The organism is Amycolatopsis arida, from assembly GCF_900115565.1.
GTDB lineage: Bacteria > Actinomycetota > Actinomycetes > Mycobacteriales > Pseudonocardiaceae > Yuhushiella > Yuhushiella arida.
The window spans coordinates 213,243-235,504 of the sequence record NZ_FOWW01000007.1; the positions used below are offsets into that span (position 1 = coordinate 213,243).

Genomic DNA, 22,262 nt, shown 5'->3' on the forward strand with positions numbered 1-22,262 from the left:
AACCTACGGAGCCGTAGGTTGTCCGCGTCACGTCCCGCAGGGCACGTACTCGAACCGCGGGTCGGCGTCCAGGGTCTCGATGATCGACGCGGCCTGCTCGGCGATCGGGTACACGGCCACCCACTCGTCCGTGCCGGCGCGGCGGAACGTGGCCACCTCGTACCGCCCGGCGTAGACCGGGTCGGCCCCGCACCGCTGGCGGTCGGAGTACCCGCTGCCGGTCACCACGGCCAGCGCGGGCCGCCGCACGTTGACCACGTAGTCGTAGTCGGTGGTGATGTGCCCGACCAGGCCGAGATCGGCGTTGCGGGTGCCGTGCCGGGCGATGTGCTCGTCGGTCAGCCCCAGCACGTCGATCATCACCAACTGGGTGCCGGCGCGGTAGGACAGCACCCCGTTGGCGAAGGTGCTGACCACGGTGCCGGGCGGCAGCCGGTCGCCGAGCCAGGAGCCGATCTCGGCCATCTCGGCGATCTTGTCCCGCCACTCGTGCATGAGCGGCAGCATCTGACCGTGGACCGTGGACACGATCAGCGACAGCCCGGACAGCGCCAGCGCCACCACGGGCACGAGCGGGACGGCGCGCCGGCGGGGCGGGCGCTTGGCGGGCGACGGCGCGGTGGCCGGCGCGGTGAGCAACCCGCACGCGGCGGCCGAGGCGACCGCCAGCAGCGGCGGCACCGGGGCCAGCAGCCGCCATGCCGGCATCCAGTCCCCGCCGGCGTAGGTCATGAACGCCAGGTAGCCGGTCGCGACGGCGAACAGCAGCCACACCAGGGAACGGGCCCGCACGATGGTCGGGTCGTCGGTGGCCGGGCGGCGCAGCACCAGTGCCACCACCGCGGCGATCGCCAGCAGCAGGAAGCCCTGGTGGGCGAGCACGAAGCCGGCCAGGTAGTCCCAGCCCCGGGCGAGCTGCCAGCCCAGCGGGGCGCCGGACTTGGCGGCGAGGGCGTTCGGGACGAAGTGGCCGTAGTAGGTCACCCGCCACGCGGTCCACGGCACGACCAGCACCAGCGCGCCCAGGACGTAGCCCGCGAGCGCCCAACCGTTCTCCCGGCGGCGCGCGGCCCGGACCAGCAACCAGAGGCCGACGATCACCGCGACGACGACCCCGTCGGGGCGGGTCATGGTGGCCAGCGCGACCAGCACCCCGGCCACGACGAACCGCTCCGCCGCGACGGCGAGGCAGATGCCCAGCACGAGCAGCAGGAACAGCGGGGTCTCCAGGCCGGAGGGGCCGTAGGCGGCGAGTCCGCTCGCGCCGGCGGTGAGCACCGCGGCGGCGAGTCCAAACGCGGGGGTGGCCGGGCGCACCATCGCCACCACGCGGTTCACCAGTGCGTAGGCCAGGAGCACGCTGCCGAGGGTGCACAGCACCCCGAGCACCACGGCGGTGCCGACGATGCCCAGCCCGAACACGGTCTTCGCCAGGGCGAGCGTGATCACCCAGAGGAAGTTGGAGTAGCCCTCGACCCGCTCGCCGGCGTTGAACACCGGCCCGTGGCCCTCGGCGATGTTCAGCGAGTAGCGGAAGCTGATGTAGGCGTCCTCGGCGACCGTGCCGAACAGCAGCTGGTGGGTGAGGGAGAACGCCAGGGTGAGCAGCAACGCGCCGACCCGCCAGGACCGGAGGGTGTTGATCCGCGGCCACACGACGAGCACGAAGGCGGCCAGCACGAGCCACGCACCCACCGCCACAGCGACGCTCACGTCCACCGACGCTCCACCCTTCACCCGGCTCGGCCAGGATCGACTGTGCCAAGGTAGCGGCGACCTGCGCTGATCGGTTCCACCGGGTGCGGCGTCGGGATCAGTCGCGGTTGACCGGCACGGGTGGGCGCTCGGCGGTCGGCGCGGCCGGGCGGCGCAAATAGCGGGTCAGCGTCACCGCGGCCACCGCCACCACGACCGAGGGCCCGGCGAGCTGGGCCACCATCGCCAGCGCCACCGGCGAGCCCGGCAGCACCAGGATTCCCACCAGTGCCACGGTCCCGGCGACCCACGCCGCGAGCAGCGCGCCCTGCTGCCGGGTGGCCAGCAGCGCGGGCGCGAGCACCTGCACGGCCATCATCAGCACGGTGCCCAGCCCGAGCACGGCCAGCACGGCGCCGGGCAGGTCGGCCTTCGCGTCGAAGAACGTGCGCAGCACCCACGGCCCGAGCAGCCAGGCCGCCGCCGCGCCGGGCAACCCGATCCCGGCGACGGCCAGCAGGACGATCCGGATGTTCTGCCGCACCCTGGCGAGGTCGGCGCGGGCCACCGCGCCGACGAACTTGGGCAGGAGCACGGTCTGCACCGGGGCGAACAGGAACAGCGGCACCCGCGCCAGCACGAACGCCACCGAGAAGGTGACGGCGAGATCGGCCTCGCCGGTCAGCCGCGACGACACCACGACCGGCGCCAGGTTCGCCATCACCTGCATCATGAGCGCGGCCGACAGCAGGTGCCCGAGCGCGTTGCCGGCGGTCACCGCCTCGGTCTCCGGTCGGCTCTCGGCGGGCGGCCGGGACCGCAACCACGGCACCGCCGACAGGGCCGCCAGCGCGCAACCGCCGGAAAAGATGAACCCGTACAGCGGACCGTTGGCCACGCCGGCGACGTCGAGCACGAAGAACGGCACCAACCGGCTGAGCCCCTCCACCGCCAGTGTCACGGTGTACCCGCCGAACCGCTGGTACCCGGCGAGCACCCCGCGCACCAGGTACATCGAGGCGAAGGTGAACACCGCGAGCAGCAGCGCGAAGAACAGCGGCCAGCTGCCGCGCAGCGGCCGGTCGACGAGCACCGGGGACAGCACGGCGAGCACGGCCGCCGCGGCGAGCATGACCCTGATCCCGAGCCGGGTCATCCGGCGGATGGCCTCCGCCGGGTCGTGCCCGTGCGCGACGGCGTGGCTCACCCTGCGGTTGGTCTCCTGCTCCAGCGCGGTGGAGATGCCCGGCCCGATGATGTTGACCAGCAGGTACAGCGCGGAGACCGCGGCGGCCTCCTCGTCCGGCAGGTTCCGCCCGGCCACCGCCAGGAAGTAGTAGCCGGCGGCCCCGACGAGCAGCAGCCCGATCGCGAACCGGGCCGACGACAGCAGCTTGCCGATCATCGCAGCGCGTGCCGGGTCAGCAGGCCGGCCAGCTCCCCGTTGCGCCCCGCCAGCGCGCCGGGTAGCTGGCTCAGCGCGTTGAACCGGGAGAACAGCCGCATCCGGGACGCCCGCGCCGCCGAGTTCCACCCCCGGGCCCGCAGCTCGGCGGCCATCCCGGTGAAGTAGTTGCGTTCCTGGGCGAACCGCTCCCCGCTGCGCGCGTTCGAGCTCGAGTGGCTGGTGCGGTGCCGCCGGTAGCGGAACGCCACCTCGGAGCCGACCACCAACGAGCCGCCGGCGAGGATGATGTCCACGATCCGGCCGAGGTCGCACACGCAGTCGATGCCGGGCCGGTGTTCGAGCCGCTCGGTGATCGGGCCGCGCCGGTAGCAGAGCGCCGGGTTGTAGGTCCAGTTCGCCCGCAGCAGGCTGCGCACCCCCGGCTCACCGGCCAGCACGACCTCCCTGCCGCGCGCGCCGACCAGCCACTTGATCCGGTCGGGCAGCGGCCGGTGCGGCTGGTCGTGCTCGTCGACGATCTCCACGTTCGGCTGCGCGAACGTGGCGTCGGGGTGCCGGGCGAACAGGTCGGCGACCACCCTGCCGTAGTTCGGCAGCAGCATGTCGTCGTAGTCCATGACCGTGAAGTGGTCCCACTCGGCCATGTGGATGCAGCGCAGCTGGGTCAGTCCCGGCCCGAGGTTGCGGTCGTTGCGCAGGTAGGTGATCCGCCCGTCGTCAAGCTCCTCGACCCGCCGCCGCACGGCGTCGCCGTCCGGGTAGCAGTCCTCCAGGATCGTCAGCCGCCACTTGGTGTCCTCGAGCGCCTGGACACTGCGGATGGCGCGGAACAGGAACTCCGGGTTCCCGTGGTAGGGGATGAAGATCTCCAGCGCGAACACGTGCGTCCTCACTCCGGCACGTTGGCCGGTTTCCGTTCCGGTTTGACGTGCCGCACGGTCTGGCAGTCCGGCATCAGGTGCACCGAGCACCGTCCGTCGGGCATCCGCGCGACGTGGCCGTTCCACGCCAACGCGCCCTCCGAGTTGTCCCTGCGCGGCATGAACTTGTCGACGTAGGCGGAGCCGGACGAGGCGAGCAGGAACAGCACGGCGGCCAGCGCGCCCAGCGCCGCCGCCGGCACCCCGCGGACCGGCCGGGCCGGCTGAGCGGACCGGCCGGCCGCCGCCGAGCTCCGCCAGCGGCGCACGGCCAGGTAACCGGCCATCATGACCAGCACCACCAAGCAGTAGAGGATGAACGCGCTCGACCGCGGCCACAGCCGCACGTCCTGGGCCCCGTACATCTGGCCGGCGTAGTACAGCCGCATCAGCCAGGCACCGGCGAAGCCGAGGGACGCGGTGAGCACGATCGCGTCGCGGTGGCCGAGCGCGATCGCCACGCCGAGACCGACGACCAGCAGCAGCGTGAACACGCCCACCCCGCCGAACTCGCCGTGCGGTGGCCACGCGCCGACCTCGCCCGGGAAGTCGGTGCGCCACATCGCGATGTAGGCCGGGTCGACGAAGGCGTCGAAGTAGAAGTAGGTGTCCCGGACGCCCTCCTTCGTCCAGTCCAGCACCAGCGGCACCAGGTGCACGGCGGACACCGCCAGGAACACCACCACCGCGGCCGCGCCGAAGAGCAGGCCCCGCAGGGCGCCCCGGCGCCACGGGAACAGGATCAGGACGGCCACCAGCACACCGGGCAACGCCCACAGGAAGTACCCGGAGTAGATCAGGAACAGCAGGCCGAGCCCGGCGCCGAAGGCCGCGCCGACCAGCAGCACCTGCCGGGCACCGCGGTTCGGCGTGGTCGCGAGGTACTGGACCGCCTTGGCCAGCACCGGCACCAGCACCACCAGCACCAGCGGCTCGTACGGCTTGTACGGGTACAGCAGCGGCACCGCGGAGACCAACCCCACCGCCAGCGCCGGCAGCGGCCGGAACAGCAGCCGCCACGCGAGGTAGGCGGCCGGCAGCAGCAGTGCCGTCCCGACGATCTGGAAGTCCTTCACCGCCAGCATCGGCTCGGTGCCGGTGAGGGAGGAGTACCAGGCCAACAACGTGGAGAACGCCGGCGGGTAGTTCCCCGGCATCGTGGACTGGCCCTCCATGATCGAGGCCGCCCAGCCGGCCAGCACCCGGATGTCGCCGTGGGTGGCGTTGATCGGCATGCTGGTGCCGTTCATGATCACCACGACGCCGCCGGCGACCAGGCCCGATCCCAGGCCGGCGGTGCCCGCGCAGCCGAGCCGCACGGCGAGGTCGCGCCACCGGCCCGCGCGCGGCCGGCTCACCAGCACCACGGCGGCGAGCAGCAGCAGGCCGAGCAACGCGAAGCGCAGCCCGAGGCCGGCCAGCCCGCTGACCTGCCCCACCCGGTCCAGCGGGTTGACGTCGACCGTGGCGCTCGCGAGCACCATGGCCGCCGCCACCACCAGCGCGACAACGATTTCCGCCACGCCGGCCACCCAACCGCCGCGGGATGAAGCCGGCGGGGCGCTCTCGGCGGCGGTGGCGGCGGGCACTCCGCCGGCCTCGTCCGCCGCCACCCCGGGGGCAAGGGTGTCGCGCATGAACGTCCTCCCGACATCGTGTGCGCGCCGTGGAAAGTTGTGGAGATAAAGTTGTGGAGACGCGGAGCAGGACGCCGCCGGCGCGTACCGGCGGCCCGCCGTGCAGCCTAGCGGCGGCGCCTCCCGGTGCCCTGCCCACCCGGTAGCATCCGCGGCGACGTCAGCCAACCGGGCGGTCTCCGCCACGTCAGGGGGTTCCACCTTGCGCGCACTCGTCACCGGCGGGGCCGGGTTCATCGGCTCCACCCTCGTGGACCGGCTGCTGACCGAAGGGCACGACGTCCACGTGGTCGACGACCTCAGCCGGGGCAACCGGGCCAACCTGACCGCGGCCGAGGCCACCGGGCGGATGACGTTGCACCACCTCGACATCACCTCGGCCGAGCTGCCCGCCGTGGTCGCCGCCGCCGCGCCCGAGGTGGTGTTCCACCTCGCCGCCCAGGTCGACGTGCGAACCAGCGTGCGCGAGCCGCTCGCCGACGCGAACGTCAACGTGCTCGGCACCCTCAACGTCGCCGAGGCGGCCAGGGCGGCGGGCGCCCGCAAGATCGTGTTCACCTCGTCCGGTGGGTCGATCTACGGCAGCCCCGAGGAGCTGCCGGTGGCCGAGAGCGCGCCGCTCGCGCCGAAGTCGCCCTACGCCGCCGGGAAGGTGGCCGGCGAGCTGTACCTGGAGACCTACCAGCGGCTGTACGGCCTGGACTTCACCAGCGTCGCCTTCGCCAACGTCTACGGACCACGGCAGGACCCGCACGGGGAGGCGGGCGTCGTCGCCATCTTCGCCGGCGCGCTGCTGGCCGGGAAGCCGACCAGGGTGTTCGGCGACGGTGGCAACACCCGCGACTACGTCTACGTCGACGACGCGGTGGCCGCGCTGGTCGCCGCGGTGGACAAGGGCAGCGGCCGGCGGTTCAACATCGGCACCGGGGTGCAGACCACCGACCGGGAGCTGCACCGCATGGTCGCCGAGGCGGCCGGCGCGGTCGACGACCCGGAGCTCGCCCCGGCCCGGCTGGGTGACCTGCGCGCGTCGGCGCTCGACGCGTCGGCGGCCGCCCGGGAGCTGGGCTGGCGGCCGCAGGTCGACGTGACCGAGGGCGTGCGCCGCACGGTCGAGTTCTTCCGCGCGGCGCGCTGAGCCAGGGCTCGGCCGGGCTCAGCTGCGGTGCAGCGTCCCGTCGTGCTCGTCGCCCGGCTCCGGGCTCTCCGCGCTGCGCAGCGCGATCGACCGGGCCAACCGGGCGTAGCGCAGCTCCACCGCCTTGAACCGCAGGTAGGTGTTGATCGTGGCGAAGCCGAACGCGACGACCATCCCGTAGAGCACGAGGTCGGTACCGCGGCCGACGCCGAACAGCCCGGCCAGCCTGGTCACGTCGTCCGGGCGGAGCACCGCGATCACCCCGAACACCAGGAACAGGACGAAACCGATCTTCGCGCCGGCGGAGGCGCGCGCGCTGCCGTGGTTGCGCAGGAAGAACAGCAGCAGCAGCGCGACCGCCACGATGAGGAGGAACTGAATCAGCATCTGTTGCCTCTATCGCCTCGCGTTGGTTCGCAGCACCGAGTCGAACACGATGTTCACCCCGTTGATCAGGGACTGCCCCTTCGCCATCGAGTACTCGGTGTACAGAATGGTCACCGGTTCCTCCGCGACCCGCCAGCCGTGGGTCGCGATGAGCTCGACGATCTGGGAGGCGTGGCCCATTCCGTTCAGGGTGATGGCCATCTCCCGCGCCACCCGCAGGTTGAAGGCCCGCAGCCCGTTGTGGGCGTCGGTCAGCTCGAGCTTGCGCAACCGCGGGGACAGCGCCACCACGGTCTTCAGCACGAGGCGCTTCAGCCAGGGAATGTGGCTGGTGTCGCCGTGGAACCGGGTGCCGACGACGATGTCGAGCGGCTCGGTGCGCAGCCGCTCGACCATCCGCTCCACGTCGGCCACCTGGTGCTGGCCGTCGGCGTCGTAGGTCACGAAGTACTGGGCGCCCGGCCGCGACCGTGCGTACTCGATGCCGGTCTGCAGGGCGGCGCCCTGGCCGAGGTTGACCGGGTGCCGGACGAGGTGCGCGCCGGCGCGCCGGACCTCCTCGGCGGAGTTGTCGGCGCTGCCGTCGTCGACGCAGACCACGTTCGGGAAGACCTTGCGCACCTCCCGGATCACGTCACCGACCACGGGGCCTTCGTTGTACACCGGCACGATCAGCCAGGTGTCCTGGTGATCCACCATTGCCACTCCTTCGGGTCCGACACCGGGTGACACAGTACGCAGGCGGCTGCCGTGGCCCACAGGGACACCCCCGCTCACCCCGCGTGGCCGTCCAGTGCGGCGACCGCGGCGCGGTCGAGCCGGTAGACGGTCACCGGCCCGGAGCGGAAGGCCGGCTCGGCACCCGGAAGCCCCTCGACGTCGCTGAGCCCGGGCGGAACGGTCATCGTTGGCTCCCCCAACCAGTTGTTGGGTGCCCCGGGACCCGCGCCGATCCGCGGCGGTGCGGTGTCGACGTAGACGTAGGCGATGTTCAACGACTGGATCAGCCGCCGGATGCGCGGGTCGCGCGGGTACTCGTCGAACGACCGGAGCAGCTCGTAGGTGTAGGGCGCCTCCGCCGACCCGAGCGTGCTCACCACCACCAGTGGCACACCCCTGGTGATGTAGGCGTAGGTGGAACCGTCGTTGGCGCTGTTCATCACCCGCTCGCCGGGGCGCACGTGCGTGGCGAGCCAGTCCGCCGCCCTGCGGTCGTCGTCGGTCACCCGGGTGAACTCCGGCTCGGTGTACCGGGTGGCGAGGGTGGCCGCGTTGCGCTCGGCGTACGGCACGGCCGCGGTGACCACGTACCCGGTCAGCACGACCGCCACCAGCGCCGCGGAGGTCCCCGCCGAGCTGCCCCGCGCGCGGACCGGTCGCCACGACCGCAGCAACCGGGCCGCCCCGACCGCGACGCCGAGGATCCCGAGCGCGGCCAGCACCGGGACGAACAACGAGAGGTGCGACTGGATGCGCGGGTAGGACTTGTAGAAGAAGGTGCCGATGGTGTTCGCCGCCACCCCGTCCGGCGCGACCCGCCGCTCGACGGTGACCAGCAGCCAGAACGCCCACGGTGCCAGCGCCGCCCAGCCCCGCCGGGTCAGCAGGACCACGGCGACGCCGGCCAGCGCAACCACCGCGGTGGCCACCTGCGCCAGGCGCTCGTCGCCGTCGACGAAGCCGCCGTAGACCAGCACCAGGTTGCTTCCGACCGCGTCGCCCACCGACTGCCCGTTCGACGACACGGCCCACCCACCGGTGCGGGCGGCCTGGCTCAGCGAGCCGAGCAGGGTGCCCACCCCGGCCAGCGCCGCGACCCCGCCCGCGGCGACGACGGCGACCCACTGCTGGCGGAGCCGCCGCCGGCCGGCGGCGGTGCAGGCGTCGACCAGCCACACCACGACCATGCTGGCGCCGACCGTGGCGGCGATGCTCGGGTGCACGGCGAACCCGCCGGCGAGCCCGAGGCCGAGCAGCGCCACGCGAGGCCACTGGCCACGGTCCACGATCATCATGGCGGCGATCAGGCCCGGCGCGAGGCTGAGGGCCACCGCGTTCGGCGCGACGCCACCGTCGTGCATCAGCTGCGTCGCCGGGCGGTACAGCCCGGCCGCGACCACGGCCGCGACGCCACCGGCAAGGGCGGTCCACCCCGGGCCGGCGGCGAACCTCCGGAACATCGCCGCGGCGAGCGCCGCGACGGTGAGCACGAACACCGGGCCGAGGACCAGCGCGGTGACCAGGTTGAACCCCACGATCGGCCCGCCGGTGACCGCACCGGTCACGGCGGCCGCCAGCGGTAGCCCGGACGGGTAGAACGAGACCGGTTGCCCGGTCAGCAGGTCCACCGGCATCAGCTTCCACGGTGCGGCCTCCCCGGTACGGGCGATGTAGCCGGCCAGCAGGGTGTGCACGACCGGGTCGTGTTCCTGCGGGTACGTCGACCAACCGCGCAGCGCGTACCACCACGGCACCAGGGCCAGCAGGACCGCGCCGAGGCACAGCACCACGGCGGCCGCGGTGGCCAGTGAGGTCAGCCGCGGTGACAACGCCGGCAGGAACCCCGGCGGTGCCGGCTCCGACGTGGCGGCCGCTGGCCGGTCGCGCGGCATCCGGGTGAGCAGAGCCAGGCCGACCGCCAGCACCACGGTCGCCCCCGCGACCAGCACCGGCGACATCGGCAGTCCCGGCACGGCCGAGACCACCCCGGCCACGGCGAGCACGCCGAAGCTCACCGGCACGGAGAGCGCGACCAGCCACAGCGTGTCCCGAACCCCCGCGGCGAGCTGAATCACCAACCCGGGACCCACCAGAACCAGGAACGCGACGAACGGAAAAAACCAGGACAGTGACATTCGAGTCCCCCTTCCGGAACGGAAGAGAGACAACCCCAGAACGGGATACTCGCTGATATCAAACCGTTTCCGGGAGCACGTCCGGGATTTTCCATGACGTTTTCACAACCACACCCGGGTTGCCTCTTCCGGATTTTCGTGACCGAACGGAAATGCTTGTGTCCGCCGAAGGGAGCACATCTCGAAAGCGCCGAAACGCGGGGCGCACTCCCGGTGTCGAGCCGGTCACGTCCGGCCCACGCCCGCGGCCCGGTGACGCCCCGCGCCGGGCCGGTGCGACCGCGCTGATCGCGGCGTCCGGGACGTGGTGCACGGCTGGGAGTGCGCTGGGTGATCGTCGGCCACGGGGGCCACCAGGAGGACTTCCGGCACGCGCCCGGGCCGCGGGACCTCGCGGCCCTGGTGGCGGGCGGTGGTCAGCGGCGAAGGGAGAGGCGGGCGGTGAGGGCCGCGCCACCGGCGGTGGCGAGGTCGGCCACGGTGAACATGACCCGCGAGGCCAGCGCGAACGCCAGCGCCTGCGGGCCGGTGATCGCGGTGGCGGTGAGCACGGCGACCATCACCAACTCCCGCACTCCCGCCCCGCTCGGCATGATGAACGCGAACGTGCCGGACGTCATGGCGATCGCCATCGCGCCCACGCACAGCACGTAGCCGGTGAAGCCGGGCGCGCCGACCGAGTTCGCCAGCAGCCACAGATGCAGGCCCTGCAACGCGTACACCCCCACCAGCGCGAGGAACACCGTGCCGACCGTCCGGTAGCTGAACCGGTGGTCCAGCGGCGGCCGGCGCAGGATCCGCAGCACCAGCGACGTGCCCCAGGTCAGCACGCGCGGGTGCAGCGCCACCAACCCGGCCGGCAGCAGCACCACCAGCCACCACGCGCGCGGGCTGTTCGCGAACACCGCCGGCATCGCCAGCAGCGACAGCACCAGCGCGGCGACCACGCCGACGCCGAGGTGGATCAGCGACGCGGTGAAGATCCGCGCCCTGGCCAGCCCGGCCTTCCTGCCCAGCTCCATCTGCAGCAGGTACGCCCACACCGAGCCCGGCACGTACTTGCCGAGCGCCCCGACCAGGTTGATCTGCGCGCCCCTGGCGTAGCCGATCGGCGGCCCCAGGTCGTCGACGACGACCTGCCATGCGTACACCCCGACCGCGATGCTCACCATCAGCACCAACAGGCTGAGCAGGGACGACTGCCAGGGGATCCCGGCCAGCGTGTGCCAGAACTCGTGCCAGTTCAGCACCAGGTGGCGGACCGCGAAGAACACCACCACCACGATGGCGACGGCCCGCACGGCGTCGAGGACCCTCGCCTTGGTGGTCTTCGGCGTGGTCTTCGGCGCTGTCGGCGGGGCCACCGCGGCCAGCGACTGCCCGGTCGCGTCGGACTCGACGGCGGTCATCGGCTCTCGAGTCTCCTCACCGGCCATCTCCGGCACGATAGGGGGCGGTCACGTGGCGACGGTCACCAGGCGGCTGAACTCGGCCAGCAGGTCGTAGCCGTCCCAGGTCGCGGAGAAGGTCAGCGCCGCGCCGAACGGCACGATCCGGTCCACCCCCCGCCCGGCCAGCTTTCCGGCGAAGTCGACCAGCTCGTCGCGGGTGAAGCCGAACTGCGTCACGGTCTGGTCCCGGCGCACCACGATCGGCACCAGCTCGTCCAGCGAGCCGACCACGGCGTGGCCGAACGTGCCGGCGCCCAGCCACTCCCTGGGCAGCCCGGCCGGCTCGGCCAGTTCCAGGGTCGCCACGGCGTTGACGTCCTCCCCCGGACCGGCGAACGCGATCCGGCGGGCGAGGCCGTCGACCGCGGCGCCGTAGGCCGCGACCCGCTTCTGCACGGCCATGGCCGGCTCGACGACGTGGCCGCGCCGGGCGAGCACCTCGGCCAGCAGGCCGCGCAGTTCTGCGCCGGCCGCCGCGGCCTCCTCGGCGTCGCCGACCCAGAACACCGCCCGCGGCGACGAGCAGGCCGCCTGGTCGAACCAGTACGCGTCGTTGTAGAGGCCCTCGGCGGCGCGGGCCCGCTCCTCGGCGGTGGCCGCCCGCCAGCCGGCCACCGACACCACCGCGAACGACGACCGGTCGGGGAAGGTCAGGTCCCGGGCGTGCGGCGCGAGTGGGTACCGGCGCAGTGCCCGCACCGACGCGTCGCCGCCCCACACCACGCGCAGGTCGCACGCGGCGGACAGGGCGCCGCTGATCGCGTCGCTGCGGTCGTAGGTCACCATCCGCTGGGTGCCGGCGATGTCCCGCGCGACGGCGGGGTCGACCTCGTCCAACGCCGCGGTCAGCGCCTCGAGGACCGCGTCGGCGGCTCCCGCCGACCGGGACGAGACGCGGACCACGTTGCTGTTGCCGGCGAGCGCGGACAGCGCCCACGAGTAGACGAAGATCGTGTCCACGTTGGCCGGCGGCACGTGGAACACCAGCCCGCGGGGAAAGCGCAGCGCGTCACCCACGTCGCGGAGCCGGTCCAGCGCCTTGGCGATCTCCCCCCTGCGCAGGAAGAAGCCGAGCGAGGCCAGCTCGGGGTGGCGGCGGGCGGTGGCCGGGGCGAGCAGCTTCCTGGCGAACCGGGTGAGGAACTCCACCACCCGCTCGTCGCCGACGGTCAGCCGGCCGCCCTCCGGCTCGGCGGACACCTCGGTCAGCAGCGCGTCCACCTCGACCGGCGGCCCCAACGGGAACCGCTGGGCCAGCGCGGTGGTCATGCCGCGACCCCCGGGCCCGAGGGGGCCGAGAAGGTGTCCGAGCAGCCCCGGGCCTCGGCCTTCGGCAGCCGGCCGAGCACCGAGAAGTGCTTGCCCGGCCAGTCACCGTCGTCGACGCCGTTGCACACCCCGAGGTCCTCGGTCAGCAGGACGTGCCCGGGGTAGGAGTGCGGAAGGGTGCTCACCACCTCGATGACGCCCGGCTTGCCGACGGGTTGCTCGCGCCAGGTCTCCGGGTCGCGGATCACCACGTCGGCGAAGTCGGGGCAGTACAGCGAGTTGCCGGAAGGGCCCTCCAGGAACACGGTCCCGATCTGCTCGATCATGCCGTAGTAGTTGAAGATCCGGCGCAGCCCGGTGTCGGCGGCGAAGCGGCGGCGGAACTCGGTGTTGTCCACGGCCTGGTCGGCCAGCTTCTTCCAGCCGCCGGAGTGCACGAGGATGCCGTTGGACAGGTCGAGCCGATGCTCGCGGGCCACCTCGTACAGGTAACGCCACACCATGAAGGTGAAGCCGAAGATCAGGAACGGCCGGTCGCCGTGCTCGGCGAGGAACCGCTCCACCGCCGCGACGTCGGGCCGGTCCTGCTCGTCGAGCACGTAGACGTGCCTGCGGCCGAAGTTCGCCATGCCGAGCACGCCCGCGCCGCGGGCGGAGAACGAGCGCCGGTTCTTGATGATCCCGACCGTGTCGACCATCAGCATCGGCAGCCGCGCACCGCCGAGCACGGTCTGCAGGGTCGCGCCGAGGTGCCGGGTCTGCGCGGCCGCCGCGGCCTTGTCGAGGTGGATCCGGGACGCGCCGGAGCCGGTGGTGCCGGACGAGGTGAGCACCTTGAACACCGCGTCGTCGGGCACGCTCTTCAGCTCGTGCGTCTTGAACAGCCGCACCGGCAGCCAGGGCAGGTCGGCGATCCGCTCGAACCGCGCGTCCCTGGGCACGCCCAGCGCGCCGAGCATCCGGTCGTAGCCGGGCGAGTTGTCTCGGTGGTGCTCGGTCAGCGCGGTCAGCTCGGGCAGCAGCCGCGCCTCCCGCTCGGTCTGGGACAGCGTGAACACGCCCTCCGGCCGCGGCCCACTCATACCCTCGCCTCCAGCGTCCGGTAGTCGATCTTGCCGCTGGCCAGCAGCGGCACGGTGTCGATGGATCGGACGTCGAAGCCGCTGGTGTGCAGGTGCAGCCGCTCGGACAGCGCGCGGGCCACCGCCCGGCAGGTCTCCCCGGCGGCGCCCTCGGCGAACAGCACCACCTTGTCCCCGGCGGGCACGGCGGCGACGACGTCGACCCCCATACCAGCGGAACGCACGGCCTGCTCCAGATCATCCAGGCTGACCCGGTTGCCGAAGACCTTGCCGATCCGCTTGAGCCGCCCGGTGATGTACAGGTAGCCGTCCTCGTCGAGGTAGCCGAGGTCGCCGGTGGCGAGCCGGCCGCCCATGTCGTCGCCGCGGGCCAGCTCCGCCTCGTGCTCGGCGTAGCCCATCATCACGTTCGGCCCGCGGTAGACCACCTCGCCGACGATCTTCGGGTGGGTGGTCTCCACGCCGTCGTCACGCCGGATGGTGAACGCCCCGCCGGGCAGCGCCATGCCGGCGGAACCGAGCTTGTCGACCAACCGGTCGGCCGGCACGGTCGCCATCCTCGGTGCCGCCTCGGTCTGCCCGTACATGACGAACATCCGTCCGCCGGCCGCCCTGATCGCGTCGTTGAACTCGGTCACCAGCTCGGTGCGCAGCCGGCCGCCGGCCTGGGTCAGCGTGCGCAGGCTCGGGTACCGCGCCGGGTCGAACCGCAGCCGGCGCAGCATCTCGTAGTGGTAGGGCACCGCGGCCAGCGAGGTGGCCTCGTGCTCGGTCACCGCGGTCCAGAACCCGCGGCCGAGTATCCCGGAGGGCTCGATCACCACGGTCGCGCCGCGCACCAGGTGCGAGTTCAGCACGGAGAGGCCGTAGCTGTAGTGCAACGGAAGGCTGGTGGGGGCGACCTCGGCGCCGTCGATGCCCAGCACCTCGGCGATCGCGCCGGCGTTGCCGAGCACCGCCGCGCGGGACAGCCGGACGAGCTTGGGGTTGCCGGTGGAGCCGCTGGTCGGCAGCAGCACGGCGAGGTCGGGATGCGGGGCCACCCCCTCGGCGGACGCGCGCACCCAGTGCCCGTCGCGCGCGGCGTACCCGGGCGGGACCGGGCCCTCCGGGGCGGGCAGCACGGCCACCGGGCGGAACCGCTCGACCAGGCCGGACAGCACGTCGGCGTCCAACGCCGGGTCGAGCAGCGCGACCGCGCGGCCGGACTCCACGGCGGCGAGGTAGCGCAGCACGCTCGGCAGGTCGACCGCGGTGCGGGCGAACACCACGCCGGTGGGCAGCGCGGCCAACTCCTCGGCGGCCGCGGCCACCGCCCCGGCCAGCTCGGCACCGGCCAGCTCGCGCCCGCCGGGCACGTCGACCAGCCGGGCGCCGTCCCCGAGCAGGGAGCCGTGCGGCGAGGTCACAGCACGAGACCCCCGTCGACGCCGAGCACCTGGCCGGTGACGAACGCCGCCTCGTCGCTGACCAAGAAGCGGATGGCGGCGGCGACGTCCTCGGGCCGGCCGAGCCGGCCCAGCGGGGTGTTCGCGACGTTCGCGGCGAGCACCTCCTCGCCGAGGTCGGCGGTGAGCGCGGTCTCGATCACCCCCGGCGCCACGGCGTTGACCCGGATCCCGGACTTCCCCAACTCCTTGGCCGCCGACCGGGCGATGGTCGCCACGGCGGCCTTCGACGCCGCGTAGACCGCCTGCCCGGCGCTGCCCTTCTCCCCCACGACCGAGCCGAGCACCACGATCGCGCCGGTGCTGGTGCCGCCACCGCCGGCGGGCCGGGCCTTCTTGCGCATCATCGCCCGCGCGGCGGCCTGCACGGTGTGCAGCGTGCCGGCCACGTTGGTGGCCAGGACGGAGTCCACGTCCTCCGGCCGGATCATGCCGAGCAGGCCGCCGGTCATGACCCCGGCGTTGGCGACAGCGATGTCGAGCCGGCCGTGCTCCCTGGCGACCTCGCGGACCAGCGCGGCGACGGCCTTGCCGTCGGTGACGTCGAGCGCCCGGCCGGCGACCTCCCCTGCCCCGGCCGCCTCGGCGGCCTCCTTCGCGGCGCGCTCCGCGGCGGCGGCGTCCCGCCCGGTCAGCACCACCGTGGCGCCCGCCGCGGCGAGCGCCACCACGGTGGCCCGCCCGATCCCGCGGGTGCCGCCGGTGACCAGCGCGACCTTGCCGGAGAGATCCGTCATGCCTTGCCCTGCAACTCCGTGACCATGTCGACGGCGACCTTGAAGCTGCTCATGTCGATTACCTGGTCGGTGTCGAACTGCACGTCGAACTCGTCCTCGATGGCGGCGACCAGTGCCATGTGCCCGACCGAGTCCCACGCCTCGATGTCGCGGTACTTGAGGTTCTCGACGTCGACGTCCCCGTCGAGGTCGAGCGCCTCCACGAAGACGTCCCGGAGCCGGTCCTTGATCGCCATGTGTTCCCTCGGTGGTCTCTAGTGAGTCGGCCCGTCCGATGGTACGGACCGTCCCGGGGCCGGGAACTCGGCCGGTGGGCGGCGGAGCACGTCGAGCAGGTCCACGGTCAGGTCGTCGACGTAGTGGTCGGCACCCTCCGGGGCGTACCGCAGCCTGGGGTTGCGTACCACCACGCTGCGCGCGCCGGCCGCCGCGGCGGCGCGGACGTCGTGATGGGTGTCACCGACCAGCGCCGCCTCGCCCGGCTCGGCTCCGAACCGGGCGAGGACCGCGTGCAGGCCCTCCGGGTCCGGCTTGAGCCGGCGCACGTCCTCGCGGCCGACCACCAGCAGGTCGTCGGCGTGCCGGCCGAGCGCGATGCGCACGGCGTCGCGGGTGTTGCGGGTCAGCACGGCGACCCGGCAACGCTCCCGGAGCGCGGCGAGGCAGTCCGGCGAGCCGGGGGTGAACTCGCCCGCCCGCGCGGCGGCCCGCTCGTGCTCGTCGACCACCGCCAGCGTCGCGGTGTCGCCCTCGTCCATCGCCCGCTGCAGCAGGTCGCCGATTCGGGCCCGCTCGTCGATCCCGAGGTCGTGGCGCAGCGCGGCCCAGTCGACCGGCAGGTGGAACAGCGTGCCGTCGAAGTCGAAGACGACCACGGTCACCGGCCGGCCAGGGCCGACGCCGCCCACTCGCCCCCCTTGACCAGCCGGAAGCCCATGTCGATCATCCGCACCCAGTACAGGTCGTCGGGCAGCGGGTCGTAGCGGGGCGGCGGGTCGGGCAACGTGTTGCCGAGGCCGAGCTGGACGTACATGTCCGGCATGTTCAGCCCGGCGTGCGCGAAGAAGTTGCTGGTGGTGAAGAAGCGGCCCACGTTGATCTCGGTGACCATCGGCACGTCGTCGGCGTCGGCCTTCATGTCGACGCAGTACACGCCGTGCGGCTCGGCGGAGACGGCGCGCACCGCGGCGGTGCCGATCTCGTTGACGTCGGCGCGGTTGACCGTCCTGGCCACCGACGGCGACGAGCTCTGCCCGCTGGGGGTGAGGTTGCCGAACACGTACTCGACCCGCTCCCTGGCCTGCGCGGTGACCAGCTCGCCGCGGTGCCACAGGCTCTGCCAGGCGAACTCGGCGCCGGGCAGGAACTCGCTGGCCATGAAGTCGCCGTAGTCGAGGCCGCGGAACGAGCGCCAGTAGTCGATCCAGGCGTCGCCCTGGTAGAAGGAGCTGATCGGCAGGCTGGCCCGCGAGCCGGCGCCGCGGGTGGCGCGCAGCCACACCCGCGGGTGCCGCCGCTGGAGCTCGGCGAGGGCGGCCCTCAGGTCCTCCGCGCTGTCGATCGCGACGGCGCGCGGGACGGAGACACCGCGGGCCCGCAGGTGCGCGTTGAACGCCATCTTGTCGTGGCAGAGCGCGACCGCCTCGGCGTCGGGCAGGAAGGTGGGCGCCTCGATCCGGTCGCGGTGCTCGGCCAGGAAGCCGACCTCGACGTCAGGCTGCGGATGCACGAAGTCGATCCGCTCCTCGGCGATGACCCGGTTGACCGCGTCGACGTAGCCGGGGTCGGTGACCGGCGGCACGAGGTACCGGGCGGCGAGGTCGATGAGCTCGAGGTGGTAGGGCCGGACGTCGGTGCCGACCACCTCGTAGCGGTGCGGCGCGAGCGACAGCGCGTCCCGGAAGTTGAACGCCGCCGACCCGCCGGCACCGGTGATGAGGATTCGTGGCATGTCCCTACCCTTTCGCGCCTGTTCTGGTGGTGGGCACCGGGATGCGGCGGGCTGGTGACCCGGTCCCGTGGACGGGTGTCGACCAGCGAGTATCGTGACGCCCGCGTCAGCGCCGGCGGGTGCGCCGACCAGGGTCGCCTCGCCGAGGCACGACTGTACCTGACGCGCCGAGCCTGTCCGCCGAGTTGAGAGACTGCCGCATGATTCCGATTACCGTCGTCGACGTCAGCGACGCGGAGCCGTTGGTCCGCGAGGTGCTGCGGTCCGGCGCGATCGCGCAGGGGCCGATGGTCCGGCGGTTCGAGTCGACCTTCGCGGAGATCTCCGGCACCCGGCACGCCGTCGCGGTGAACAACGGCACCACCGCGCTGGTGGCGGCGCTGCAGGTGCTGGATCTGCGGCCCGGTGACGAGGTGGTCACCTCGCCGTTCACGTTCGTGGCGACGCTGAACGCGATCCTCGAGGCCGGCGCCACGGTCCGGTTCGCCGACATTCGGGACGACGACTTCGCGCTCGACCCCGACCGGGTGGCCGAGGTGGTCGGGCCGCGGACCAGGGTGCTGATGCCGGTGCACCTGTACGGGCAGACCGCGGACATGGGCAAGCTCGCGCCGCTGGCCGCCGAGCACGGGCTGCACGTCGTGGAGGACGCCGCGCAGGCGGTGGGCGCGACGTTCGAGGGGCGTCCCGCGGGCAGCTTCGGGCTCGGCTGCTTCTCGCTGTACGCCACGAAGAACGTCACCACCGCCGAGGGCGGGGTCATCACCTGCGACGACGACGAGGTGGCCGACCGGCTGCGGGTGCTGCGCAACCAGGGCATGCGGGCTCGCTACCAGTACGAGGTCGCGGGGCACAACTACCGGATGACCGACCTGCACGCCGCGGTGGGCATCCCGCAACTCGAACGGCTGGAGCGGATCACCGCGGCGCGGCGGCGCAACGCCGAGCGGCTCGGCGCCGGGCTCGCCGGGACACCGGGGCTGCGGGTGCCGCCGGTGCTGCCCGGCCGAGAGCACGTGTGGCACCAGTACACGGTGCTGATCGGGCCGCACGCGATGCTGTCCCGCGACGAGCTGGCCGCACAGCTCACCGAGCGGGGGATCGGCAACGGGATCTACTACCCGAAGGTCGTGTTCGACTACGACTGCTACCGCGAGCACCCGCTGGTGCCGGAGGCGTCGCCGGCCGGCGTGCCGGTGGCCGCGGCCGTGGCGGAGCAGGCGCTGTCCTTGCCCGTGCACCCGGCGCTCTCGGAGTCCGATGTCGACTTCGTTGTCGAGACCGTCCGCGAGCTGTTGGGGGCCTGACCGGATGTCGCACCGGATCGCGTTGATCGGGACCGGGAGCATGGGGTCGCTGCACGCCCGGGTGCTCTCCCAGAACGAGCGGGTGACCCTGAGCAGGGTGATCGACCCGCGCGAGGACTCCGGCAGGGCCTGCGCCGAGCGGTACGAGACCCGGTGGACGCCCGAGCTGGGCGCACTGTCCGATGTGGATGCCGTGGTGCTGGCCTCGGCGACCGAGACGCACCACGAGTTGGCGCTGGAGATCCTCCGGCAGGGCACGCCGGTGCTGGTGGAGAAGCCGCTGTCCAACGACCTCGCCGCGGCGGAGGAGATCGTGGCGCTGGCCGAGTCGCGGGGCGTGCCGCTCATGTGCGGGCTGCTGGAGCGGTACAACCCGGCGGTGCTGACGGTCCAGGCGTTGCTGCGCGAGCCGATCCACCTGATGGCCCGGCGGCACGGGCCGTACGCCCCACGGATCAAGACCGGGGTGGCGTGGGACCTGCTGGTGCACGACGTGGACATCGCGATCCAGCTGTTCCGTGGGCAGGTCCCGGAGCGGGTGGCCTCCGGCGCGGGCTACTTCCACCCCTCGTCGGAAAGCGGCGCCGAGGACACCATCGAGACCGTGCTGACCTTCCCGACCGGGTTGGCCACGGTGTCCGCCTCCCGGCTGGGGCAGCGCAAGGTGCGCTCGCTCATGGTGTCCGAACTGGACCGGCTGATCGAGATCGACCTGCTGCGCCGGGACGTCACGATCTACCGGCACGTCTCGCACGACGCGGCCACGCCGGACGGCCTGGGCTACCGGCAGCAGACGGTGATCGAGATTCCGGAGCTGGTCACCGCGCGGGAGCCGCTGGCCACCCAGCTCGACCGGTTCGTGGACCTCCTGGAGGGCAGGATCGACGCCGACGTGGAGCGGGAGTCCATCCTTCCGTCGCACCGCGTGGTCGCCAGCGTCCTCGACCAGGCCACGGCGTCGGCCTGATCCGCTCGGGCGGGTTCAGCGCAACGCCTCCGCTGACGCGTGGTCGAGCAGGCCGAGCAGGACGTCGTCGTCCCGTGGCCCCATTCGAACGGCTGGCCGGGGCCCCTCGTACATCGCGATCCGGATGGTCCCCGCGTCGCCGGAGAGGTCGCTGGCATAGTCCGCATACGCACGCGGCTGGCGCGGATTCATGCGACAACCCCCGTCGGGCGCGGCTTCCTCCCCGGCGTGGATCGGAACGTCCGCGTCGCCGCGTCCGGCCGGCCCCGGGTTCGGCCAACGGGCGGCGCTCGACGGCCGGACCGCCACACGGCGACATACACGCGTAGGCTGCCGCTGGGGGTGCGGCGCGAACCGGGGATCACCCTGGAGTCGTGCGTACCGGGAAGGGTTCAGCCGAGCAGTGACGGTTTGGCTCCCGAGCCGTCGCGGGTCTCCCGTGGCTTGCGGTCCCGCCGGTAGAGCGCGTCGTCGACATCGAGCACGAAGGCGCCGAAGGCCATGGCCAGCAGCACCACGACGCCGAGCATTGCCCCGATCCACGTCATCACTATCGAGAACATCGGCGTGCCTCCCCCTCCGCAGGGTGTCCTACCTGCTATCCAGGGTCGCCCCAGGTGGGCGGCGGTGGTATCGGCCAACCGGTTGGTGCTGGCGCGCCGCACTCGGCCAATCGGCCGAGCGCGGTCGCCCTGCGTGTTCCGTGACCGCGCCAGGGGGAAACCCGTGCTCCCGACATTACGCCGATCGAGGCATCCCCGAGTGCAACAGGCAGCACTCCCGCCCCTTTGATCACAGGTCCACTCAGGACGGTGACCGCCGGGCACCTTCAGGGGATGTCCGGCACCGCCGCCGTGACGGCGTCGAGCAGTGCCGGGCCGGTCAGCAGCACCAGGTCGTTGTGCTCGGCCCCGGGTACCGCGACCGCGCGGCCACCGCCGGCGGCGGTCACCGCCCTGCTCTGCTCGGGCGGCACGATCGAGTCGGCGGTGCCGTACACGACGGTGAGCGGCGCGGGCCGGTGGGCCACGTACTCCACGACGGGGAACCGGTCGCGCAGCAGCAGCCGCACCGGGAGGAAGGGGTAGTGGCGGCTGCCCACCGCGGCGAGGTCGGTGAACGGCGAGCGCAGCACCAGCGCGGCGGGCGGGTGCTCGACGGCGAGCTCGGCGACCACGGCGGCGCCCAGGCTCTCCCCGAAGTAGAGGAGGCGGTCGGCGGGCACGCCGGCGGCGAGGAGGTGGGTTCGCGCCGCGCGGACGTCGCGGGCCAGTCCGGCCTCGCTGGGGGCGCCGGGGTTGCCGCCGTAGCCCCGGTAGTCCATGAGCAGCACCGACAGGCCGCGGGCGTGCAGCTCCCTGGCGAGTGGCGCGCGGGCGGCGCGGTTGCCGGCGTTGCCCGGCGCCACCAGTACCGCCGCCCGTGGCCGCGGCACGGGGAAGTACCAGGCGGACAGCTCGAGGCCGTCGCTCGTGCGCAACGTGACGTCCCGGCCGCCGGGCAGGACGTCGGCGGCGCTGGGCACCGGCCCCGGTGTGGGGAGGTAGACGAGCTTGCGCTGCAGGACGTACAGGCCGGCGAGTACCACGGCCACGATGGTGAGCCCCGCGACGAGACCGAGCAACAGCCGGCGCCGCATGCTTCCACGTTACCCCCTCCGCCCCTCGAACCGAGGCTGCTCACTCCCGGCGACCGAACCCGCCCGGCCGCGCCGCGCGTCACCCACCACCAGATCCCGGCCGCCGCACGGCCCTCGCCGAGGAAACCCCGCCGCCCGTCACACCGCGCGCCTCCTACCGGCAGAACCGCGACCATCCGTTCACTCCGCGCAGGTCCCACCGGCCAAACCGCGACCATCCGTCCACTCCGCGCACCTCCCACCGGCCGAACCGCCGCCCATCCACGCCACATGCCCCTGGCCGGCCGCCCCGCGGTGGCGAGGAAGGCCCGGTTCGGTGCCCGCGGGAACATGTGCCCCGGCGAGCGGGATGCCGAGCAGCGCCACCACGG

General features: G+C 73.0%; 21 protein-coding genes. 3 read left to right on the forward strand and 18 right to left on the reverse strand.

All coding sequences use genetic code 11. The annotated features are described in order from the left end of the window. Positions 1 to 27: 27 nt before the first annotated feature. The 4 genes from BM051_RS20415 to BM051_RS29170 form a co-directional block, all read right to left on the reverse strand. Positions 28 to 1,713: a glycosyltransferase family 87 protein gene (locus BM051_RS20415; RefSeq protein ID WP_092533047.1), complete on the reverse strand. Its 1,686-nt coding sequence runs from the start codon at positions 1,711 to 1,713 to the stop codon at positions 28 to 30. A gap of 100 nt (positions 1,714 to 1,813) precedes the next feature. Then, positions 1,814 to 3,100 (reverse strand): lipopolysaccharide biosynthesis protein, encoded by a 1,287-nt coding sequence (locus tag BM051_RS20420; protein ID WP_092532747.1) that lies wholly within the window; start codon positions 3,098 to 3,100, stop codon positions 1,814 to 1,816. Continuing rightward, positions 3,097 to 3,996, reverse strand: coding sequence for a glycosyltransferase family 2 protein (locus BM051_RS29165; protein ID WP_166677776.1), 900 nt, complete (start codon positions 3,994 to 3,996; stop codon positions 3,097 to 3,099). Before BM051_RS29165 ends, BM051_RS20420 begins: the two co-directional genes overlap by 4 nt. Further along, the gene (locus BM051_RS29170) at positions 3,993 to 5,660 is read right to left on the reverse strand and encodes a hypothetical protein (RefSeq protein ID WP_166677777.1); all 1,668 of its coding nucleotides are present in this window, start codon (positions 5,658 to 5,660) and stop codon (positions 3,993 to 3,995) included. Before BM051_RS29170 ends, BM051_RS29165 begins: the two co-directional genes overlap by 4 nt. 202 nt (positions 5,661 to 5,862) lie before the next feature. On the opposite strand from BM051_RS29170, the gene BM051_RS20430 reads away from it, so the two are divergent. Continuing rightward, the gene (locus tag BM051_RS20430; RefSeq protein WP_092532750.1) at positions 5,863 to 6,798 is read left to right on the forward strand and encodes an NAD-dependent epimerase/dehydratase family protein; all 936 of its coding nucleotides are present in this window, start codon (positions 5,863 to 5,865) and stop codon (positions 6,796 to 6,798) included. 18 nt (positions 6,799 to 6,816) lie between these two features. Here BM051_RS20430 and BM051_RS20435 read toward each other — a convergent pair whose 3' ends face one another. The 11 genes from BM051_RS20435 to BM051_RS20485 form a co-directional block, all read right to left on the reverse strand. Further along, a complete protein-coding gene (locus BM051_RS20435; RefSeq protein ID WP_092532753.1) occupies positions 6,817 to 7,185 on the reverse strand; it encodes a DUF2304 domain-containing protein in 369 nt (122 codons plus the stop codon). 9 nt (positions 7,186 to 7,194) lie between these two features. Next, on the reverse strand, positions 7,195 to 7,884 hold the full coding sequence (locus BM051_RS20440) for a glycosyltransferase family 2 protein (RefSeq protein ID WP_166677778.1): 690 nt from the start codon (positions 7,882 to 7,884) through the stop codon (positions 7,195 to 7,197). Positions 7,885 to 7,958: 74 nt separating this feature from the next. Further along, the gene (locus tag BM051_RS20445) at positions 7,959 to 10,040 is read right to left on the reverse strand and encodes a DUF6541 family protein (RefSeq protein ID WP_092532756.1); all 2,082 of its coding nucleotides are present in this window, start codon (positions 10,038 to 10,040) and stop codon (positions 7,959 to 7,961) included. 416 nt (positions 10,041 to 10,456) lie between these two features. Further along, on the reverse strand, positions 10,457 to 11,449 hold the full coding sequence (locus BM051_RS20450; RefSeq protein WP_092532759.1) for a lysylphosphatidylglycerol synthase domain-containing protein: 993 nt from the start codon (positions 11,447 to 11,449) through the stop codon (positions 10,457 to 10,459). Between the two features lie 48 nt (positions 11,450 to 11,497). Further along, positions 11,498 to 12,760 carry an acyl-CoA reductase gene (locus BM051_RS20455; protein ID WP_092532762.1) on the reverse strand — a complete coding sequence of 421 codons (1,263 nt, stop codon included), beginning with the start codon at positions 12,758 to 12,760 and terminating at the stop codon, positions 11,498 to 11,500. Further along, positions 12,757 to 13,842: a LuxE/PaaK family acyltransferase gene (locus BM051_RS20460; protein WP_092532765.1), complete on the reverse strand. Its 1,086-nt coding sequence runs from the start codon at positions 13,840 to 13,842 to the stop codon at positions 12,757 to 12,759. Before BM051_RS20460 ends, BM051_RS20455 begins: the two co-directional genes overlap by 4 nt. Next, a complete protein-coding gene (locus BM051_RS20465; protein WP_092532768.1) occupies positions 13,839 to 15,251 on the reverse strand; it encodes an AMP-binding protein in 1,413 nt (470 codons plus the stop codon). The genes BM051_RS20460 and BM051_RS20465 overlap by 4 nt, the downstream gene beginning before the upstream one ends. Beyond that, entirely contained in the window at positions 15,248 to 16,027 is a 780-nt protein-coding gene (locus BM051_RS20470) for an SDR family oxidoreductase (RefSeq protein ID WP_092532771.1), read from the reverse strand. Before BM051_RS20470 ends, BM051_RS20465 begins: the two co-directional genes overlap by 4 nt. Then, positions 16,024 to 16,263: an acyl carrier protein gene (locus tag BM051_RS20475; RefSeq protein WP_092532774.1), complete on the reverse strand. Its 240-nt coding sequence runs from the start codon at positions 16,261 to 16,263 to the stop codon at positions 16,024 to 16,026. The genes BM051_RS20470 and BM051_RS20475 overlap by 4 nt, the downstream gene beginning before the upstream one ends. An 18-nt stretch (positions 16,264 to 16,281) precedes the next feature. Next, a complete protein-coding gene (locus tag BM051_RS20480) occupies positions 16,282 to 16,935 on the reverse strand; it encodes an HAD family hydrolase (RefSeq protein ID WP_166677779.1) in 654 nt (217 codons plus the stop codon). Beyond that, positions 16,905 to 17,978, reverse strand: a complete 1,074-nt coding sequence (locus BM051_RS20485) for an ATP-grasp domain-containing protein (RefSeq protein ID WP_092532777.1) — start codon at positions 17,976 to 17,978, stop codon at positions 16,905 to 16,907. Before BM051_RS20485 ends, BM051_RS20480 begins: the two co-directional genes overlap by 31 nt. A gap of 200 nt (positions 17,979 to 18,178) precedes the next feature. On the opposite strand from BM051_RS20485, the gene BM051_RS20490 reads away from it, so the two are divergent. Continuing rightward, on the forward strand, positions 18,179 to 19,285 hold the full coding sequence (locus BM051_RS20490) for a DegT/DnrJ/EryC1/StrS family aminotransferase (protein WP_092532780.1): 1,107 nt from the start codon (positions 18,179 to 18,181) through the stop codon (positions 19,283 to 19,285). A gap of 4 nt (positions 19,286 to 19,289) precedes the next feature. Continuing rightward, positions 19,290 to 20,252 (forward strand): Gfo/Idh/MocA family protein, encoded by a 963-nt coding sequence (locus BM051_RS20495; RefSeq protein WP_092532783.1) that lies wholly within the window; start codon positions 19,290 to 19,292, stop codon positions 20,250 to 20,252. A 15-nt stretch (positions 20,253 to 20,267) separates the two neighbouring features. Here the strand turns inward: BM051_RS20495 and BM051_RS29175 are convergent, their stop codons facing one another. The 3 genes from BM051_RS29175 to BM051_RS20500 form a co-directional block, all read right to left on the reverse strand. After that, positions 20,268 to 20,444 (reverse strand): hypothetical protein, encoded by a 177-nt coding sequence (locus BM051_RS29175; protein WP_166677780.1) that lies wholly within the window; start codon positions 20,442 to 20,444, stop codon positions 20,268 to 20,270. A gap of 200 nt (positions 20,445 to 20,644) precedes the next feature. After that, positions 20,645 to 20,815: a hypothetical protein gene (locus BM051_RS29180; RefSeq protein WP_166677781.1), complete on the reverse strand. Its 171-nt coding sequence runs from the start codon at positions 20,813 to 20,815 to the stop codon at positions 20,645 to 20,647. Positions 20,816 to 21,081: 266 nt separating this feature from the next. Next, positions 21,082 to 21,891, reverse strand: a complete 810-nt coding sequence (locus BM051_RS20500; RefSeq protein ID WP_177216975.1) for an alpha/beta hydrolase — start codon at positions 21,889 to 21,891, stop codon at positions 21,082 to 21,084. Positions 21,892 to 22,262: the final 371 nt, after the last annotated feature.

What these genes read in the sequence shown, in the direction of transcription:
- BM051_RS20420 (WP_092532747.1), bottom strand. Translation starts at nt 3,100, where the DNA reads ATGATCGGCAAGCTGCTGTCGTCGGCCCGGTTCGCGATCGGGCTGCTG.
- BM051_RS29170 (WP_166677777.1), bottom strand. Translation starts at nt 5,660, where the DNA reads ATGCGCGACACCCTTGCCCCCGGGGTGGCGGCGGACGAGGCCGGCGGA.
- BM051_RS20435 (WP_092532753.1), bottom strand. Translation starts at nt 7,185, where the DNA reads ATGCTGATTCAGTTCCTCCTCATCGTGGCGGTCGCGCTGCTGCTGCTG.
- BM051_RS20440 (WP_166677778.1), bottom strand. Translation starts at nt 7,884, where the DNA reads ATGGTGGATCACCAGGACACCTGGCTGATCGTGCCGGTGTACAACGAA.
- BM051_RS20445 (WP_092532756.1), bottom strand. Translation starts at nt 10,040, where the DNA reads ATGTCACTGTCCTGGTTTTTTCCGTTCGTCGCGTTCCTGGTTCTGGTG.
- BM051_RS20450 (WP_092532759.1), bottom strand. Translation starts at nt 11,449, where the DNA reads ATGACCGCCGTCGAGTCCGACGCGACCGGGCAGTCGCTGGCCGCGGTG.
- BM051_RS20455 (WP_092532762.1), bottom strand. Translation starts at nt 12,760, where the DNA reads ATGACCACCGCGCTGGCCCAGCGGTTCCCGTTGGGGCCGCCGGTCGAG.
- BM051_RS20460 (WP_092532765.1), bottom strand. Translation starts at nt 13,842, where the DNA reads ATGAGTGGGCCGCGGCCGGAGGGCGTGTTCACGCTGTCCCAGACCGAG.
- BM051_RS20470 (WP_092532771.1), bottom strand. Translation starts at nt 16,027, where the DNA reads ATGACGGATCTCTCCGGCAAGGTCGCGCTGGTCACCGGCGGCACCCGC.
- BM051_RS20475 (WP_092532774.1), bottom strand. Translation starts at nt 16,263, where the DNA reads ATGGCGATCAAGGACCGGCTCCGGGACGTCTTCGTGGAGGCGCTCGAC.
- BM051_RS20485 (WP_092532777.1), bottom strand. Translation starts at nt 17,978, where the DNA reads ATGCCACGAATCCTCATCACCGGTGCCGGCGGGTCGGCGGCGTTCAAC.
- BM051_RS20490 (WP_092532780.1), top strand. Translation starts at nt 18,179, where the DNA reads ATGATTCCGATTACCGTCGTCGACGTCAGCGACGCGGAGCCGTTGGTC.
- BM051_RS20495 (WP_092532783.1), top strand. Translation starts at nt 19,290, where the DNA reads ATGTCGCACCGGATCGCGTTGATCGGGACCGGGAGCATGGGGTCGCTG.
- BM051_RS29175 (WP_166677780.1), bottom strand. Translation starts at nt 20,444, where the DNA reads ATGAATCCGCGCCAGCCGCGTGCGTATGCGGACTATGCCAGCGACCTC.
- BM051_RS29180 (WP_166677781.1), bottom strand. Translation starts at nt 20,815, where the DNA reads ATGTTCTCGATAGTGATGACGTGGATCGGGGCAATGCTCGGCGTCGTG.
- BM051_RS20500 (WP_177216975.1), bottom strand. Translation starts at nt 21,891, where the DNA reads ATGCGGCGCCGGCTGTTGCTCGGTCTCGTCGCGGGGCTCACCATCGTG.